The organism is Caproiciproducens faecalis, from assembly GCF_019448085.1.
GTDB classification, from domain to species: domain Bacteria; phylum Bacillota; class Clostridia; order Oscillospirales; family Acutalibacteraceae; genus Caproiciproducens; species Caproiciproducens faecalis.
In genome coordinates, this window is sequence record NZ_JAGFNZ010000003.1 from 204,149 (window position 1) to 220,046 (window position 15,898).

The 15,898-nt window shown below is 54.1% G+C and carries 11 protein-coding genes; 4 read left to right on the plus strand and 7 right to left on the minus strand.

Annotated features, from left to right (window positions below; all coding sequences use genetic code 11):
* Nucleotides 1-63 precede the first annotated feature (63 nt).
* Both nifJ and J5W02_RS09710 read left to right on the plus strand, forming a co-directional pair.
* The gene (gene nifJ, locus J5W02_RS09705; RefSeq protein WP_219965486.1) at nucleotides 64-3,627 is read left to right on the plus strand and encodes a pyruvate:ferredoxin (flavodoxin) oxidoreductase; all 3,564 of its coding nucleotides are present in this window, start codon (nucleotides 64-66) and stop codon (nucleotides 3,625-3,627) included.
* A 154-nt stretch (nucleotides 3,628-3,781) separates the two neighbouring features.
* Nucleotides 3,782-6,034, plus strand: coding sequence for a vitamin B12-dependent ribonucleotide reductase (locus J5W02_RS09710; RefSeq protein WP_219965629.1), 2,253 nt, complete (start codon nucleotides 3,782-3,784; stop codon nucleotides 6,032-6,034).
* 6 nt (nucleotides 6,035-6,040) lie between these two features.
* Here the strand turns inward: J5W02_RS09710 and J5W02_RS09715 are convergent, their stop codons facing one another.
* Nucleotides 6,041-6,583 (minus strand): cob(I)yrinic acid a,c-diamide adenosyltransferase, encoded by a 543-nt coding sequence (locus J5W02_RS09715; protein ID WP_255575672.1) that lies wholly within the window; start codon nucleotides 6,581-6,583, stop codon nucleotides 6,041-6,043.
* A gap of 260 nt (nucleotides 6,584-6,843) precedes the next feature.
* On the opposite strand from J5W02_RS09715, the gene J5W02_RS09720 reads away from it, so the two are divergent.
* A complete protein-coding gene (locus J5W02_RS09720) occupies nucleotides 6,844-8,244 on the plus strand; it encodes a S1C family serine protease (protein WP_219965487.1) in 1,401 nt (466 codons plus the stop codon).
* 70 nt (nucleotides 8,245-8,314) lie between these two features.
* On the opposite strand, the gene J5W02_RS09725 is transcribed toward J5W02_RS09720, so the two are convergent.
* The 6 genes from J5W02_RS09725 to J5W02_RS09750 are packed head-to-tail and all read right to left on the minus strand — an operon-like array spanning nucleotide 8,315 to nucleotide 15,285.
* Nucleotides 8,315-10,120: a serine hydrolase domain-containing protein gene (locus tag J5W02_RS09725; protein ID WP_219965488.1), complete on the minus strand. Its 1,806-nt coding sequence runs from the start codon at nucleotides 10,118-10,120 to the stop codon at nucleotides 8,315-8,317.
* A gap of 3 nt (nucleotides 10,121-10,123) precedes the next feature.
* On the minus strand, nucleotides 10,124-10,621 hold the full coding sequence (locus tag J5W02_RS09730) for a hypothetical protein (protein ID WP_219965489.1): 498 nt from the start codon (nucleotides 10,619-10,621) through the stop codon (nucleotides 10,124-10,126).
* On the minus strand, nucleotides 10,618-11,640 hold the full coding sequence (gene srtB, locus J5W02_RS09735; RefSeq protein WP_219965490.1) for a class B sortase: 1,023 nt from the start codon (nucleotides 11,638-11,640) through the stop codon (nucleotides 10,618-10,620). Before srtB ends, J5W02_RS09730 begins: the two co-directional genes overlap by 4 nt.
* Before the next feature lie 32 nt (nucleotides 11,641-11,672).
* Nucleotides 11,673-12,947 carry a competence/damage-inducible protein A gene (locus J5W02_RS09740; protein ID WP_219965491.1) on the minus strand — a complete coding sequence of 425 codons (1,275 nt, stop codon included), beginning with the start codon at nucleotides 12,945-12,947 and terminating at the stop codon, nucleotides 11,673-11,675.
* Between the two features lie 12 nt (nucleotides 12,948-12,959).
* On the minus strand, nucleotides 12,960-14,135 hold the full coding sequence (thiI, locus tag J5W02_RS09745) for a tRNA uracil 4-sulfurtransferase ThiI (protein ID WP_219965492.1): 1,176 nt from the start codon (nucleotides 14,133-14,135) through the stop codon (nucleotides 12,960-12,962).
* Between the two features lie 13 nt (nucleotides 14,136-14,148).
* Nucleotides 14,149-15,285, minus strand: coding sequence for a cysteine desulfurase family protein (locus tag J5W02_RS09750; RefSeq protein ID WP_219965493.1), 1,137 nt, complete (start codon nucleotides 15,283-15,285; stop codon nucleotides 14,149-14,151).
* A 172-nt stretch (nucleotides 15,286-15,457) separates the two neighbouring features.
* Between J5W02_RS09750 and J5W02_RS09755 the strand changes: the two genes are divergently transcribed.
* Entirely contained in the window at nucleotides 15,458-15,859 is a 402-nt protein-coding gene (locus J5W02_RS09755; protein ID WP_219965494.1) for a Fur family transcriptional regulator, read from the plus strand.
* Nucleotides 15,860-15,898 lie beyond the last annotated feature (39 nt).

Sequence of the window (15,898 nt, forward strand, 5' to 3'; positions counted from 1 at the left end):
CAGGTGCAGTTTGTTTGTGCCTCGGGAAAATTGATTATCCTTAAAAGGAGGAAAATAATTATAATGGATTCAAGAAAGATGAAAACAATGGATGGCAACAACGCTGCCGCACATGTGTCTTATGCGTTTACAGATGTTGCTGCGATCTACCCCATTACCCCGTCGTCCGTTATGGCAGATGAAACGGACAAGTATGCCGCCGCCGGCAGAAAAAACCTTTTCGGCAGAGAAGTTAGGGTTACCGAGATGCAGTCCGAAGCAGGCGCTGCGGGTGCAGTGCACGGCTCTTTGGCAGCAGGCGCGCTGACCACTACCTACACTGCTTCTCAGGGCTTGCTCCTGATGATTCCGAACATGTACAAGATGGCTGGCGAATTCCTTCCCAGCGTTATCCACTGTTCGGCTCGTTCCCTGTCAACCCACGCACTTTGCATTTTTGGCGATCATTCCGACATTTATGCATGCCGTCAGACAGGCTACGCAATGCTCTGCTCCAACAGCCCGCAAGAGGTTATGGATCTGGGCGCGGTTGCCCACCTTTCCGCTATTAAGGGCCGTGTGCCGTTCCTGCACTTCTTCGACGGTTTCCGTACTTCCCATGAAGTACAGAAGATCCACATGTGGGATTACGCCGATCTGAGCGAAATGCTCGACTGGGATGCAGTTGACGCTTTCCGCCGCAACTCAATGAACCCGGAGCATCCGGTAACACGCGGCACCGCACAGAACGACGATTTCTTCTTCCAGGCAAGTGAAGCCGGCAACAAATATTACGACGATCTTCCGGACGTTGTGATTGACTACATGAATAAAGTCAACGCAAAGATCGGTACCGACTACAAGCCGTTCAACTACTACGGCGCTCCGGACGCCGAAAGAGTTATCATCGCAATGGGTTCCGTCTGCGAAGCAGCGGAAGAAGTTGTTGATTACCTGAACGCGGCAGGCGACAAGGTCGGCCTGATTAAAGTCAGACTGTACCGTCCGTTCGTTGCCCAGTATCTGCTCGACGTCATGCCGAAGACAGTTAAGAAGATTTCCGTACTCGACAGAACCAGAGAGCCGGGTTCCATCGGCGAGCCGCTCTTCCTGGATGTTCTGGCTGCCGTCAACGGCACAGAGTTCGGTTCCGTTCCGATTTACACCGGCCGCTACGGTCTTGGTTCCAAGGACACCACCCCGGGCCAGATCGTTGCCGTGTACCGCAACATGGAAACCGACGCGCCGAAGAAGCGTTTCACCATCGGCATTATTGATGATGTTACACATCTTTCCCTCGACGTTAAGGAAACTCCCGACACAACCCCGAAGGGTACGCATTCCTGCAAATTCTGGGGCCTTGGCGCAGACGGCACCGTCGGCGCAAACAAGAACTCCATTAAAATTATCGGTGACCACACCGACATGTACGCTCAGGGCTACTTCGCCTACGACTCCAAAAAGTCCGGCGGCCTGACCGTTTCCCATCTGCGTTTCGGCAGCAAGCCGATCAAGTCCACCTACTACATCAGCCAGGCTGACTTCGTTGCCTGCCACAAGCCCTCCTATGTCGACGAGTACGACATGGTTCAGGACCTGAAGCCGGGCGGAAGCTTCCTGCTGAACTGCCAGTGGGATCTGGAAGAGCTTGACAAGAGACTGCCGGGCAAAATGAAGAAATTCATTGCCGACAACAACATCAACTTCTACACCATCGACGGTATCAAGCTTGGTAAAGAGATCGGCCTCGGCGGCCGCATCAACACCATCCTCCAGTCCGCATTCTTTAAGATTGCCAACATCATTCCTTCCGAGCAGGCAATTCAGTATATGAAGGACGCCGCCCTGCATTCCTACGCGAAGAAGGGCCAGAAGATCGTTGACATGAACTATGCCGCTATTGAGCGCGGTGCAACCGACTTCGTCAAAGTAGAAGTTCCCCAGTCCTGGAAAAACTGCACAGACGACACCAAGGCTCATGTCTTCACCGAGGGCAGACCGGAAACGCTGGAGTATGTCAACAACGTCATGGTTCCCGCAAACAAATACAAGGGCAACCAGCTTCCTGTATCCGCTTTTGTTAAGATGGCTGACGGCACTGTTCCGTCCGGCTCCGCTGCATACGAGAAACGCGGCATTGCCATTGATATTCCTGAGTGGCATCCGGAAAACTGTATCCAGTGTACTTTCTGCTCCTATGTCTGCCCGCACGCCGTTATCCGCCCGATCGCAATGACCGCGGAGGAGGCTGCCGCAGCTCCGGCAAGCCAGAAGACCAAGGATATGACCGGTATGCCCGGCATGAAGTTTGCAATCACCATTTCTTCCTATGACTGCACCGGCTGCGGTTCCTGCGCATCCGTCTGCCCGGGCACGAAGGGTGAAAAAGCACTGGTCATGAAGCCGATGGAAACTCAGCTCCAGAGCCAGGACGGCTTTGACTACGGCAGAGCTCTGCCGGAGAAGCCGGAAGTCGTTGAGAAATTCAAGGCTTCTTCCATCAAGGGCAGCCAGTTCAAGCAGCCGCTGCTTGAGTTCTCCGGCGCGTGCGCGGGCTGCGGTGAAACACCGTACGCAAAGCTCGTCACACAGCTCTTCGGTGATAGAATGTATATTGCCAACGCAACAGGCTGCTCCTCCATCTGGGGCGGTTCCGCACCGGCCACACCGTACACCGTCAACAAGAAGGGTTACGGCCCCGCATGGAACAACTCCCTGTTTGAGGACAACGCAGAATTCGGCCTCGGCATGACGCTCGCTCAGAACGCAATCCGCGGCAGACTTTCCGAGTACGTTGAGAATATCGAAGCTTCCGAAGCCGCTTCCGCTTCCCTGAAGGAAGCCTGCAAGAGCTACCTTGCAACCAAGGAAGACAGCAACCTGAACCGTGCCGCAGCAGACACTCTGATTGCGGAGCTGGAGAAAGTTGCAAACGGCAGCGACGATGTTGCAAAGCTTGCTAAGAAAACGCTTGCTGACAAAGACTACCTCGCCAAGAAATCCATGTGGATCTTCGGCGGCGACGGCTGGGCTTATGATATCGGCTTCGGCGGTGTTGACCATGTTCTCGCTTCCGGCGAAAATGTCAACATTCTCGTATTCGACACCGAAGTTTACTCCAATACAGGCGGCCAGGCTTCCAAGTCCACCCCGATCGGTTCCGTCGCTCAGTTCGCGGCAACCGGTAAGGCGACAAAGAAGAAGGACCTTGCCGCTATCGCAATGACCTATGGTTATGTTTATGTAGCGCGCGTCGCAATGGGCGCCGACTACAACCAGACCATCAAGGCAATTTCGGAAGCCGAAAGCTACAACGGACCTTCTATCGTCATTGCTTACGCTCCCTGTATCAACCACGGTATCAAGGGCGGCATGAGCATCTCCCAGATGGAAGAGAAGAAGGCGGTTGAGGCCGGTTACTGGTCAAACTTCCGTTATGATCCGCGTCTTGCGGAGCAGGGCAAGAATCCGTTCCACCTCGACAGCAAGGCTCCTACAGCCAGCTACCGTGATTTCATCATGGGCGAGGTTCGTTACAACTCCCTGACCCGTGCATTCCCGGAGCGTGCAGAAGTTCTGTTTACAAAGGCTGAAAAGATTGCAGCCGAAAACTACGAGCGTCTTGCAAAACTCTCCAATATGGAATAATCTTTCTTGAATCAGTTGGCCCCGCACGGTTTTACCGTGCGGGGCCTTCTTCTTTATTTCTAAATTCGACAAAATATTCACAATATATTGACTTATTAAAATGAAGTGGTACAATATATGGTATCACTAAATGGATAGGGAAGGAAATGTGGCCATGACCATTTCACAAAACGCACTAACAGTATTACAAAAAAGATATTTGATACGGAATGAAAAGGGAGAAATCACGGAGACCGTGGACGGTCTGTTCCATCGCGTAGCCGCCGCTATTGCGGCGCCGGACAAGCTGCACGATGCCAAAGCAGACGTAAAAAAGACGGAGGAAACCTTTTTCCATATGATGCAGGAGCTGGAGTTTCTGCCCAATTCTCCCACCCTGATGAACGCCGGGCGGCCGCTGGGGCAGCTGTCGGCTTGCTTTGTGCTGCCGGTTGCGGACAGCATGGAGGATATTTTTGAGGCGATTAAGCAGGCGGCGCTGATTCATAAGTCCGGCGGCGGAACGGGCTTCTCTTTTTCGCGTCTTCGCCCGCAGGGCAGCACCGTCAATTCGACCGGCGGGGTCGCCTCCGGCCCAATCAGCTTTATGAAGGTGTTTAACATGGCGACGGAGGCCGTCAAGCAGGGCGGTACCCGGCGCGGTGCGAACATGGGAATCCTGCGGATCGATCACCCGGATATTCTCGATTTTATCGACTGCAAGGCAAATAATAACGAAATCAATAATTTTAATATTTCCGTCGGGCTGACCGAAAAGTTCATGGAGGCCGTGGAGAAGGATACGGACTATGATCTGATTGATCCCCATACAAAAAAGGCTGTTTCCACGCTGCACGCCCGCACGGTGTTTGACCGGATTGTAGACGCGGCGTGGCGCAACGGGGAGCCGGGCATTATTTTCCTTGACCGCCTCAACCGGGACAATATTGTGCCTTCTCAGGGTGAAATCGAGTCCACCAACCCCTGCGGCGAGCAGCCGCTTCTTCCGTATGAGTCCTGCAATCTCGGTTCTATTAATCTGCTCAAAATGCTGAAGGCGGCGGACGGGAAAACGGAGTTCGACTGGGACAAGCTTGGGGCAACCGTAAAAAACGCCGTGCATTTTCTGGACAACGTCATCGACGCCAACCAGTACCCGCTTGAAAATATTGACCGCGTGACCAAACAGACAAGGAAAATCGGGCTGGGCGTCATGGGCTGGGCCGACAGTTTGCTGCAGATGGGAATCCCGTACAATTCCGACGAAGCAATCGCATTGGGCGAAAAGGTCATGAACTTCATCACGGAACGCGGGCGCGAAGAAAGCGCGGCGCTTGCCGAAAAACGCGGCGCGTTTCCGCTTTTCGCCGAAAGCATCCTGCCGCAGGACAAGCCGATGCGCAACGGCACCATCACGACCATAGCGCCTACCGGCACTCTGTCCATCATTGCAAACTGTTCCAGCGGTGTAGAGCCGGTATTCGGCTATGTTTACATCCGCAACATCATGGACGGAACGGAAATGATCGAGGTCAATCCGATTCTGAAAGCCGAGCTGGAAAAGCGCGGACTGTACTCGGACGAACTGATGAAACGCATTGCCAAAGAGGGGACGGTCGCCCACATTGAGGAGCTGCCGGAGGATCTGCGCCGGGTGTTTGTATCCGCGCACGACATCAGCCCGGAGTACCATATCCGTATGCAGGCCGCGTTCCAGAAGGGAACGGACAACGCGGTTTCTAAAACGGTGAACTTTTCCAACAGTGCCGCAAGGGAAGACGTGGCGAGTGTGTATACCCTCGCGTTCCGTCTAGGCTGCAAGGGTGTGACGATTTACCGGGACGGCAGCCGCGCGGAGCAGGTGCTCAATATTGGGCAGGTAAAAAAAGAAGGCCAGCCCGAAGCGAAAGCGCCCGAGCATGGCCGGATTGTGCCGCGCCCGCGCCCGGACACGGTGATCGGGATTACGGAGCGGGTGAAAATCGGCTGCGGCAATCTGTATATTACCGTCAACTACGACGATCAGGGAATCTGCGAGGTGTTCACCAATACCGGCAAAGCCGGGGGATGCCCGTCCCAGTCGGAGGCAACCGCGCGCCTTGCGTCCATCGCCCTGCGCAGCGGGATGGAGGTCGAGAGCATCGTTGACCAGCTGCGCGGAATTCGCTGTCCGTCGACCATCCGCCAGCCGGGGCTGAAATGCACCTCCTGTCCCGACGCAATTGCAAAGGCGATTGAACGCGTTTATAAGGAACAGGTGCAGCTGGGAAAATGGTCGGCTCCCGCGCCGCTTAAACAGAAACCGATGCGGGAAACTGCGGACGATGCCCCGGGGAAAATGCACTTCTGCCCGGAGTGCGGGGAAAAGCTGGAGCATGAGGGCGGCTGCGTGATGTGCCGCCAGTGTGGGTACTCCCGCTGCGGCTGATCCCGTCTAAAATTCAATTCCCCTGCGCGCGGGAATATTCCTGTCGAAGGGGTGCTTCACTTTCCGTATTTCAGAAATATAATCGGCAAGCTCCAGAACCTCCGGTTTTGGGTCGCGCCCTGTCAGAACAAGCTCCAGATTCTGGGGCTTGTTTTTTATGAAATCGGTCAGCATTCCGTTATCCAGCAGACCGCAGCGGATCGTCGCGAAAATTTCATCCAGAATCAGCAGGTCGCATTCCCCGGACTTTGCCGCCGCCGCGGCTTTGCAAAATAGATTTCCGCACAGAACAGCGGTTTCTTCCAGTTCTTTTTTATTCATTTGAAAAGTAAATTTCACGGTGGAAACCGTGGGCATCACACTGAAATTTTCCAGCTGTTTCAGGGCGGTCAGCTCACCGGAACCGCTTCCTTTCAAAAACTGCACCATCAGCACCCGCTTTCCGCATCCGCAGGCGCGCACCCCCAGCCCCACGGCGGCGGTGGTCTTGCCTTTTCCGTCTCCGCAGTAAATATGAGTCAGTCCGTTCATCACACACTCTCCGTCCATACAAAATATATTTCTTTTCCTATCATAGCACATTTTGACGCAAATCCGCCGGGAAAATAAATCTTTTCAGGCGGTCCCTGCGGAAAGAGAAAAGAAAAATGGAATATTCCTTTGCGGCATTCATAGTTTGCTTAAATTCAGGTTACATATTTTTCTTAAAAATATCATAAAAATATAAACTAATAATCACATCATTTTCACATAATACAGGTATCATAACAATCACAGCAAGCAAATCACCGCAGAAAGGAATGATTTAGATGTTTAATCCATTTTCAGATGATGAAAAAAACAAAAACCTGACAAATCATGGTTTAAACAGTAGCGATACGGAACACCAAAACGAGAATCAGACGCAGTGGCAGGGGGATTATTACCGCTACAGCAGGCCCACGAACGAACCGCCGGTTTACAGCTGGGAGCAGCCGTCCGTTCCCCAGCAGCCCGCCGTCAATTTTCAGGAACCGCGCAAAAAGAAACGCGGCGGCAAAAAGATTTTCGTCAAGGTGCTGGCGGGGGTCATGTGCTGCCTGATGATTTCAGCCGGCTCCATCGCCGGGTTTACGGCGCTGGTCAACAATGGATATATTAAGTTCGGAACAAGCACCAGTGATCCGGCGTTTACCGTAACAAAGCTGGTCAACAGCGGTACTACCAATACCGCAGCCGTGACCGGAGAGCTGACCAAGCAGCAGATCGCTGAAAAAGTGGTTCCGTCGGTCGTCTGCATCCAGAACTATCAGCTTGGTCAAAGCGCCCGTTACACCATGGGAGGGGACACAACGGGCAACGCGGGCGGCAGCAATGACGACAGCGCGGTTACCCCGACCAGTGAAGGCTCCGGCATTATCGCCACCAGTGACGGCTACATCATTACCAACGCGCATGTGGTGGAAGGTGCGTCCTCCCTCAAGGTAATCTTGTCCAACGGTACAAAATATGAGGCAAAGCTGATCGGCAGCGATAGTGTTACCGATCTGGCCGTCATCAAAATCGACGCTAAGGGCCTGACCGCCGCGGAATTCGGTTCCTCCGACGACCTGAAGGTTGCGGATACCGTGATGGCAATCGGCAACCCGGGCGGCATGGAGTTCAACTCCAGTGTTACCATCGGTTATGTGTCGGCGCTGAACCGTGAAATCACAAATTCTGAGACGGGTTATACCATGAAGTGCATCCAGACCGACGCCGCGATCAATCCGGGCAATTCCGGCGGCGCGCTGGTCAACATGTACGGTCAGGTAATCGGCATCAATTCTTCCAAAATTGTTGCCACCGGCTACGAAGGACTCGGCTTTTCGATTCCCATCAACGTGGCTCAGCCCATCATCAGCGACCTGAAGCAGTACGGCTATGTGAAAGACAGAGCGGTGCTCGGCATCTCCGGCCAGTTTATCGACACGATGACTTCCCGCTTTTATAATCTGCCCGTCGGCATGTACGTCGGCTCCGTGACCAATCCGGCCGTAACTTCTGCCGGGATTAAAAAGGGCGACGTCATCACAAAGATTGACGGCAAAGACGTAACCAGCCAGAACGTAATCACCGGGGTGATTACGGGTAAGAAACCGGGGGACACGGTTACCCTGAATGTCTCCAATTCCCTCACGGGTGAAACGTTTACCGCCAAGGTAAAACTGGCCCAGTCTACCGGAAAATAAGATCACTACGACTTTTTCATAATACTCCCTTCTTTGTAAAAGAGGCGAAACCCATTGGGTTCCGCCTCTTTTATGTTTTGCCGAACACAGTACCCTTCGCGCGCGGCCGCATAATATTGTCCACACGCGCGGCCATACGCTCCTGAGAAATAGCGTCGATCAGCATTTTGTCTATGTTGTTTCCGCTTCCGCCGACCAGCCCGAACAGCATTTTTGTCGCGGCCTCCACGGTGGGGTGCTCATAAAAGCGAATGAGCAGCTTTTCCCCGTAAAAAATGAATTTCATTACACGCAGGCAGGGCGTTTCCATATAGGAGAGGTACAGAATCATGACGGTTCGGTCTTCCTCGTCCGTCGTCAGCTTTGCCGTTGCCCCGACCGTGTAAACGTCTCCGTTCAGCGTTACGTCGCTCCGGCGGGGAACGCCGTCCAGCCCGGCGAGAATGCCATTTTCATCGTTGCCGTCATACAGCGTGATTTTGCAAAGATCAGGTTCAAACGAAAAGGAAACGCGCGTAATGCCCCCGGAAAAATTGTTGGTCACACATTGCAGAATCAGCGGAAGCAGCGCTCCGTAGCTGTTCCCCAGCCGGTACTCCCGTTTGTCGATTCCCGCGGCGAGCAGGGGCAGCTTTTCAGCCTTTGTGGGGAAAAACCGTTGTAGGAATGCGGAGAACAGGCCGGTTTTCCGGGGTTTGGGGGCTGTTTCCGGTACCGCGTACAGGCTGTCCAGCCGGTCTTTCAGAGAGCGGAGCGCACGGATATTCCGGGGCAGCGGGCGGTCAAAGATTTTTTCCGCATCGTCGCCGAAGTATTTTTCCACCAGTTCGGTGGAACCGTCTGAAAACAGGTTCTGGCTCCCGCTGGTAATGGCCACCACCATGTCGTGTTTGGGAAGGACAATCACATACTGGCCGAATACGCCGTTGTACTGGTACGCGTCCGACGCGCGGAAGTCCCATACCTGGTACCCGTAGCCGACCGGGCGGCCGCTTTCACGGGGCGGGGTCTGTACCCTGGTCGATTCCCGGATCCACTCTTCCGGAATCAGCTGTTTCATTTGACCTTCCACTTCCCAGCGGCCGCCCTGCAGATAGAGCTGACCGAGCTTTGCCATATCCGCAATATGCAGGAAAAGCCCCCAGCCGCCCTTTTCAATTCCCAGCGGGCAGGTCTCCCAGTCCACATCCTCAATCCCCAGCGGGGCGAAAAGACGGGGCGTCAGGTACTCCACCAGCCCCATGCCGGATTTTTTGCGCACAATGGCGCTGAGCAAGTAGGAATTCATGCTGTTGTAGCTGAATTCGCTGCCGGGCTCAAACACGCAGTCCGACAGCAGGTACGCCCTTACCCAGTCCTTTTCCACAAAGGAACCGGCCTCATTGAACTTGATGCCGCTGGTCATGTTCAGTAGGTGCCGAACGGTGATGTTGTTGATTCTGGGGCTGCGGAACATCACGCCCTTTTCGGGGAAGATGTCGATGATCTTTTCGTCAAGGGAAAGAAGACCCTCTTCTATGGCGATTCCCACCGCCATACCGGTTATGCTCTTGGAAAGGGAAAACATCATATGGGGATAGGCCGGGGAATAGGGTTTGAAGCTGCCCTGCGCAATCAATTTGCCGTGGCGCAGCAGCATGACGCTGTGCGGCCGGACGTCGGGGGAATCAGAAAGCTCCTCAAAAAACTGCTCAATATATTCGCTGGGAATCCCCTCGTTCTCCGGTGTGGAGGCGGGAATCCCGCCCAGATCGGTTTTAGGAGTATTCTTTTTCTTTTGCGGCTGAAACGGATACGGCGTAATCCGCCGCATATCGCCGCGGACAAATTTTATGACCAGATCAACGGTTTTCATCTGGGACAGTAAATCCAACATCGGTTAAACCCCCGGGTTAAAAGTCTTCATGGAGCTCTCAATCATTTCTTCAAACGGTTCCCGCTCTTCGGCGGGAAAATCCGCCATCAGCCCGAATTTCAGCGCAAGACGCTCAAAAGCGGCGGGCAGCATCCGCGAAAGCTCTTCCGGTTCATCCGGCAGCACCGCAATCGCCTGATTCAGGCTTTCAATCAGGTACCCGGTTTTCTCTTCGCCGGTCAGGCGCAGAACGCCTTTCGGCTCCCCGGACGCAGCGACGGGAATATGCAGAATCTGAAAAAGCGGCGCCGCGCATCCCGGCCTGCTTTCCGGGGAATCGCTCACCACAAAAACAAAGGGGAGCGTGCGCAGAAGGTGCGCCATGGTCGAGCTGAGGTCAGCCTTTTTGGCGCATATTTTTACGTCGGAAAGTCCCGCTCCGTAAAAATCGAGTGCCTCTTCTATTTTATTCTGGCAGCGCAGAGTTCTGTGCGCAAAATAAAAAATCAGTCCCGCATTCATTCTTTTTCCCCCCATGAAAGCAGATTTTGTTTGACCGCTTCTTCGTAGGTTTCCGGCCAGTCCGGCTTTTTGCCGCCGTGCTTTGCGTACCAGCAGTCCGGGTACACGGTTTTACTGTTATAGAATGCCTTTGATACATCCGCTTCGCTGCTTTCGCCGTCACGAACCTTGCGGGCAACCACGACCTCCCTGAAATCCTTGAATTCGTAGGAGCAGGTGGAGAGCAGCACAATCCGGTCGTCCTTGTTTACACTTACGCCTGTGTTGTATAGGGAACGGATCCGCATCTGATAGATAAAATTCAAAAAGTCGCTGTCGTTTTTAAACTCGGTTTTCATGTAATTGAAGGGTTTCCCCTGTTCCGGCAGGGTGTTGGTCAAAAATACGGAAATGACCTTCCACTGTGACGGACTGTCGGCCGTATCAAACGTAAATACCGGCGTCTTCTTATAAAAATCCAGCGATTTGTACCGGTCAAGCTGGGTGAACATTCGGCCTGAGTTAAGCGAATGGCCGTAAAGAACAATGCTGCGCGATTTTCCATTTTCCACGGAGCAGTGTGCATCTACAAAGACGCTGCCGTACCCGGAGTACCGGTCGCGGTAGTCGTGGGTCAGGTAGAATTCCGGGTCTTTTTCGGTTGCCTGCAGCACCGGCAGGTCGATGATGGTGTTGGGTACCTTAATCCACCCTACAATGGAAGAATTGATTTTCCGCAGATTTTCAAAAGAAAGCGTCTGCTCCTGCACGGAAGCGGAAGCGTGGGAATCGTCCCCGGAATCATCCGGCGCATCGGAGCTTTCCGCATAATAAATGCTTTTAATATCCTGCTGCTCCGTGTCCGCCGCGGCGGGCAGAAGCACAAGATCCCAGAAAAGATAAAGGGCGCAGCCAAGAAAAACGCAGACGGCAAGTAAGCTGACGGTTTTGTAAAAAATCAGCTTTTTGCTGTCGCCCTTCCAGGGCAGCAGGGCGCGGTAAAAAGGAACCCTCTTGCGGTTTCCGTTCTGCGGTTTCATGGCGGCACCCCCTGTTTATAATGGAAAATATTTTATATTTTTTTAGAGTAGGCGGCTTCTTCCAGCCCTGTGCAGCCCGTCAGATACCGGCGCACCATGTCCAGCGCGTTGGAGGAGGCCAGCCAGCGCAGGTATTCCCGCCCCTTGGAGGCACCGGCGTGCTGCATTTTGCGCACCCAGGTATGTTCTCCGTCGCAAAGGGCAATGTAGATTAAACCGACCGGCTTTTCCGGTGTCCCGCCGTCCGGCCCCGCGATGCCGGTGATACCGATGCCCAGCTCACTGCCGGATTTTGCCCGTACGCCCTTAGCCATGGCGCGCGCGGTCTGTTCGCTTACCGCGCCGTACTGCTTCAGGGTGGACTCTGGTACGCCGAGCAGAAGCGTCTTGATTTCGTTCGCGTAGGTGACGGCGCCCATCTGAAAGACCTGACTCGCACCCGCAATATCGGTGAGCCGCTTAGACAGCAGGCCGCCGGTGCAGGATTCTGCGGTGGCAAGATGCAGCCCACGCTTGCCGAGCTCCGTGACTACGACCTCTTCCAGACTTTCCACGTCGATGCCGTAAATAAAGTCCTCAAAGCGGGATTTCAGTTCCTCCACAACGGGGGCGCACATCGCCTCCGCCTTTTCCTCGCTTTCCGCGCGGGCGGTTACGCGTACGAACATTTCGCCGTCCTTGGCGTAGGTTGCCGCCGTGGGGTTGGCGCAGTCCGTCAGGTCGGCGATTTTTTCCGCGACAAACCCTTCCCCCAGCCCGAAAACCCGGACAATTTTGGAAACGATCACCGCTTTTTCGCCCCTTGTCAGGTAGGGGATCGCGTAGTTTTTCAGCATGGGAATCAGCTCCGACGGCGGGCCGGGCAGCATGATGATGGTTTTGCCGTCGGCGGTTTCAAAGCCGCAGCCCGGCGCGGTGCCGTGGTCGTTGGGGAACACGGTGCAGCCTTCGGGCAGCATGGCCTGCTTTTTCTGGGTTTCCCCCAGTTCTCTTCCTTTGAAATAGCTGACGATCCTGTCCATGCTTTCCTGATGCATTACCAGCTTTTTGCCCGCGGTTTCCGCAATGGTTTCTTTGGTCAGGTCGTCGCCGGTGGGCCCGAGGCCGCCCGTGGTAATGACGAGATCACTGCGGCTCAGCGCGCTTTCCAGCGCTTCTTTCAGCCGGGGTACATTGTCGCCCACGGTTCCCGCAAACAGAAGGTTGACGCCGATGGTGGAAAGCTCCCTTGCGACAAAGGAAGCGTCTGTATTAATGGTATGGCCGAGCAGAAGCTCGGTTCCTACGGAAATAATTTCAGCGTTCATGGTTTTCCTCCGTTATTGATTTGGATAAATTTTTGTAAGACGGACGTTATTGACACAATCCTCAATCAGTGCCTCACAGTCCAGCGCCTTTTCCGCTTCCAGAAGCTCCTCGAGCTTCGGTTGGGTGCGGGGATGCTTCGGCGTGAACACGGTGCAGCAGTCCTCAAACGGTTCTATGGAAATGTCAAAGGTATTGATTCTGCGCGAAATTTCAATAATTTCCAGTTTGTCCATGCCGATCAGAGGGCGAAGAACCGGCATTTGAGCCGCCTGATCGGTGCAGACAATCGCCCGCAGCGTCTGGCTGGCCACCTGACCCAGGCTTTCGCCGGTAATCAGCGCGGAACAGTTTTCCCGGAGTGCAATCTGTTCGCTGATGCGCATCATAAACCGGCGCATAATCAGGGTGAACAGATCCTCCGGACATTTCGCCATAATTTCTTCCTGCACTTTTGCGAAAGGAACGGTAAACAGAGTCATCCTGCCCGAGTATTCACTGACGCGGGACAAAAGATTGTGTACCTTCTGCTCCGCGCGTTCGCTGGTGTACGGCGGACTGGCAAAGTGAATGGCGGTCAGCTCCAGCCCGCGCTTGGCCATTGTCCACGCGGCAACGGGGCTGTCGATTCCGCCGCTGATAAGGATGGCCGCGTTTCCGCCGGTGCCGACCGGGATTCCGCCCGCGCCCCGCAGAGCCTGTCCGTGAACATAGGCTCCAAAATCGCGCACCTCCACCCGGACGGTGATGTCGGGATTGTGTACGTCAACACAGAGGTGCGGGTATTTTTCCAGCAGGTATTCGCCCACCTGCGCGGAAATTTCCGGCGATTTCAGCGGGAAAATCTTATCGGCGCGTTTCGTTTCCACCTTAAAGGTCTTCGCGGCCAGCAGCTCCATTTTCAGGTATTCCGCGGATGCCTCCAAAATGGCGGGCATCTCTTTCTTAATGACGCAGGCGCGGGAAAACGCGGCAATGCCGAATATTTTAGAGACCCGTTCCACTGCTTCGTCCAGATCGGCGCCCTCGTGCGGGGTGACGTAGACGGTTGACTGGGCGGTTTTTACGTCAAAGCCGCCCAGATAATTCAACCGGCGTTTAATATTCCGAATCAGGGCGGCTTCAAAGACGTTGCGGTTCAGCCCTTTCAGAACCATTTCTCCGAGTTTGATTAAGATGATTTCGTCCATTCCAATTCTCCTGTTATGGTTTTTTAGTCAGTGAGGAAAGTCCCTCATTTATAGCGTCTATCAGCCGGTCAACGTCCTCAAAGGTGTTGTAGCGGGAAAAGCTGAGCCGCAGGGAAGAGGCAATCCGTTCACGGGGAAGCCCCATCGCGGTCAGAACATGGCTCGCTTTGCCTTTGGAGCAGGCGGAGCCGGAGGAAACGTAGATTTCTTTGGCGGAGAGGTAGTGCAGCATGGTTTCCGCCTTGACGCCGCCGGCGGAGAAGTTCACAATATAGGGCAGCGCGCCGTCGGGAGAGTTCAGCGTAACGCCGCCGATTTCCGTCAGCCTCTGGCGGCAGTACGCGCTGAGCCTAGCCATTTCCTGCAGCTGGGCGCCCGGCTCCGGCAGCGCCCGAACCGCCGCGCCAAAGCCCGCAATCAGCGGAGCGCTTTCGGTTCCCGGGCGGATATTTTTTTCCTGTCCGCCGCCGTAGGTGCGCGGGACAAGATGGACGCCTTTCCGCAGGTACAGCGCGCCCACGCCTTTCGGCCCGTGGATTTTGTGTGCGCTCATGCTCATCAGGTCAACCTTTAGTCTGCCCGGTTTTACAGGCATTTTGCCAAATGCCTGTACCGCGTCAACGTGAAAAAGTGCCGGGGATTTTGCGGCGGCAATCGCGGCGGGAACCGCTTCCAGCGGCAAAAGGGTGCCGACCTCGTTGTTTACGCACATCATGCTGACCAGAATCGTGTGGGGAGTTACCGCCCGAAACACCTGCTCCGGCTGGATATTTCCGCTGCCGTCCGGCTTCAGATAGGTAACGGTAAACCCTTCCTTTTCCAGCTGATTCATCACGTTGATTACGGATGGATGCTCAATCATCGTGGTCACGATATGATTTCCCCGACGCCGCATCGCGTGCGCCGCGCCGAAAATCGCAAGGTTGTTGCTTTCCGTTCCCCCGGAGGTAAAGTAAATTTCTTCCTGCTGAACCCCGAGCAGCGTGGCAATTTCCTGCCTTGCGGCGGAAAGCTCCTGCTCCGCGTAAAAGCCTTTTGTATGAAGGCTGGAGGGGTTTCCGTAATTGTTAGTCATCAGCTCCATCACCTTGTCGGCGGCCTCTCTGCAAACCATGGTGGTGGAGGAATTGTCAAGATATATTTCACCCAATGGGGATACCTCCAAGTCATTGATTGATATTACTATATTATACACCTTGCGGTAATTTTGAGCAACGAAAATGCCTGATAGGGAGTTTGCATTTTTATTAATTTGTATTATAATAAACGAAGATGAAAAGTCGCGGGAAACATTTTATTTTAAGAAGAGAGGAAAGGGAAAGATGCTGAAAAATACAAAGCAGCGGTGCGCGATCATGCAGGTTCTGAAACAGAGCGGAGACCCTGTAAGCGCAGAGGATATTTTTGCTGCGCTGAAAGACGAATATCCGAACCTGGCCCTTTCCACTATTTACCGGAACTTGGAGCGCTTTGCCGCGGACGGGCTGGTGAAAAGGGACGTCTGGAGAGACGGCATTGTGCGGTATTCCCTTGCGCAGGAGCATCACGGTCATTACCTGATCTGCACCGGATGCAGCGCGAAGATTAAAATAGAGGATTGCCCCCTCACCGGTATTGAACAGGGGCTGGCTCATGATACGGGCTATGAGATAGAAGGGCATACGCTGACAATATACGGAAAGTGCCCGAAATGCCTTCGCCGCGGAAAAACACAGAATCAATAAAAAAGGAAGCGGACGGCCGTCCGCTTCCTTTTTATATGG